Annotated in this window: 1 protein-coding gene; it reads right to left on the bottom strand. The window is 63.5% G+C overall.

Translation table 11 applies throughout. The annotated features are described in order from the left end of the window. Positions 1-44 precede the first annotated feature (44 nt). The gene (locus AC5RWT_RS36680; RefSeq protein ID WP_494084509.1) at positions 45-1883 is read right to left on the bottom strand and encodes a phosphoenolpyruvate carboxykinase (GTP); all 1839 of its coding nucleotides are present in this window, start codon (positions 1881-1883) and stop codon (positions 45-47) included. Positions 1884-2269: the final 386 nt, after the last annotated feature.

Here is a 2269-nt window from a genome sequence, read left to right as displayed (position 1 = left end):
GGCCTCATCCCGGGAGCCTGTTGTGGCGTCCCTCAATCAGTCAATCAGGCGAAGCGCGCCTGGAGCTGCTTGAGTTCGGCAGCCAGCTCCTCGGGCAGGGCATCGCCGAAGCGGGCATACCATTCCTCGATGCCCTTGAGTTCTTCCTTCCACTCCGCCGGATCCACCCGGACGGCTTCTTCGACCTGCTCCGGGGACAGGTCCAGTCCCGTCAGGTCGATTGAATCGCCGGTCGGAATAAAGCCGATCGGGGTTTCAGTCGCGTCCGCGGTGCCCTCGATGCGCTCGATGGCCCACTTGAGCACACGGGAGTTCTCCCCGAAGCCCGGCCAGGCAAAGCCGCCGTCCGCGGTGCGGCGGAACCAGTTGACCAGGAAGACCTTGGGCAGCCGCTCCGGATTGGCCTTGCCCTCGATGGAACCCCAGTGCTTGAGGTAGTCGCCGGCGTTGTAGCCCATGAACGGGAGCATGGCCATCGGGTCGCGGCGGACCACACCGACGGCGCCGGAAGCGGCGGCGGTGGTCTCCGACGACAGGGTCGAGCCCATAAAGATGCCGTTGGTCCAGGAGCGGGCCTGGGTGACCAGCGGGATGGTGGTCTTGCGTCGGCCGCCGAAGAGGATCGCGTGGATCTCCACACCGTCCGGGCTGTAGTACTCCTGGGCCAGCATGTCGATCTGCGAGATCGGCGTGCAGAACCGGGAGTTCGGGTGGGCAGCCGGGCGGCCTGAGTCCGGCGTCCAGTCGTTGCCCTCCCAGTCGATCAGGTGGGCCGGGACTTCGTCCGTCATGCCCTCCCACCAGACACCGCCGTCGTCGGTGAAGGCCACGTTGGTGAAGATGGAGTTGCCCTTGGCGATGGCGCGCATGGCATTGGGGTTGGTGCTCCAGCCGGTACCCGGTGCGACGCCGAACAGGCCGTACTCCGGGTTCACGCCGCGCAGTTCGCCCTCTTTGCCGATCCGCATCCAGTTGATGTCGTCGCCGAGGGTCTCGGCCTTCCAGCCCTCAATGGTCGGATCCAGCAGCGCCAGGTTGGTCTTGCCACAGGCGGACGGGAACGCGGCGGCGATGTTGTAGGCCTTGCCCTGCGGGCTGGTCAGCTTGAGGATGAGCATGTGCTCGGCCAGCCAACCTTCGTCGCGGGCGATGACCGAAGCGATGCGCAAGGCGTAGCACTTCTTGCCCAGCAGCGCGTTGCCGCCGTAGCCCGAGCCGTAGGACCAGATGGAGCGCTCCTCGGGGAAGTGCACAATCCACTTCTCCTCGTTGCAGGGCCAGACAACGTCGTCCTGGCCGGGTTCCAGCGGGGCGCCGACCGAATGCAGTGCGGGGACGAAGAACGCGTCCTCGGCCTCCATCTTGCGCAGCACGTCGGTGCCGATGCGGGCCATGATGCGCATGGAGGCGACCACGTAGGCGGAGTCGGTGATCTCCACGCCGTACTGCGGCTGTTCAGCGTCCAGGGGACCCATGACGAACGGAATCACGTACATGGTGCGTCCGCGCATGCTGCCGGCGAAGCGGTCCATGAGGATCGACTTCATATCGGCGGGGTTCATCCAGTTGTTGGTGAACCCGGCGTCGGCTTCCTTCTCCGAGCAGATGTAAGTCCGCTCTTCGACGCGGGCCACGTCCTTCGGGTCGGACGAACCGGCAAAAGAGTTCGGGAAGAGCTCCGGGTTCAGCCGCTTCAGCGTGCCTGCTTCGACCAACTGATCGGTCAGACGTGCATATTCCTCGTCGGAGCCGTCGACCCAATACACAGAGTCGGGCTGCGTCAGCTCGGAAACTTCGGCAACCCAGGCCAGAAGCTTTGCGTGTGTAGTTGGGGCATCCATAAGTGTTTCCTCAAGAACCGGCTGACGCGTGATATCGCCCATGACTCATCCCTTTCTTGGGCCAGTGGTGTGTATCGATGCTATGGGGCCGTGCCTAGACCAGCTCGGTGTCGAAGAGCCGGTTTTTTCCAACCCCTAGAGGATGGGCCCGCGATTCCGCGGTTTTTCTCTAAGGCAAGCATACTTTATGTGATTAAGGTCATATAGACCGGTCTAGTTTATGTGACCTTCACCGCCGCAGTCGGATGTCGGGGCGCCTCAAAGATGCCGCAAGGCCCGGATTTCCGGGAGAAATCGGGCCTTCACCCCTCGATTTGGCGACTGTCCGGCAAACACGCTACAGTTGTATCCGGCCGCGAGGCCAAGCGCCCATAGCTCAGCTGGATAGAGCGTCTGTCTACGGAACAGAAGGCCGGGGGTTCGAATCC

It is taken from the genome of Arthrobacter sp. Dra40, from assembly GCF_059091905.1.
The sequence above is the reverse complement of the archived record's forward strand: the minus strand, read 5'-3'. Positions and strand labels throughout refer to the sequence as shown.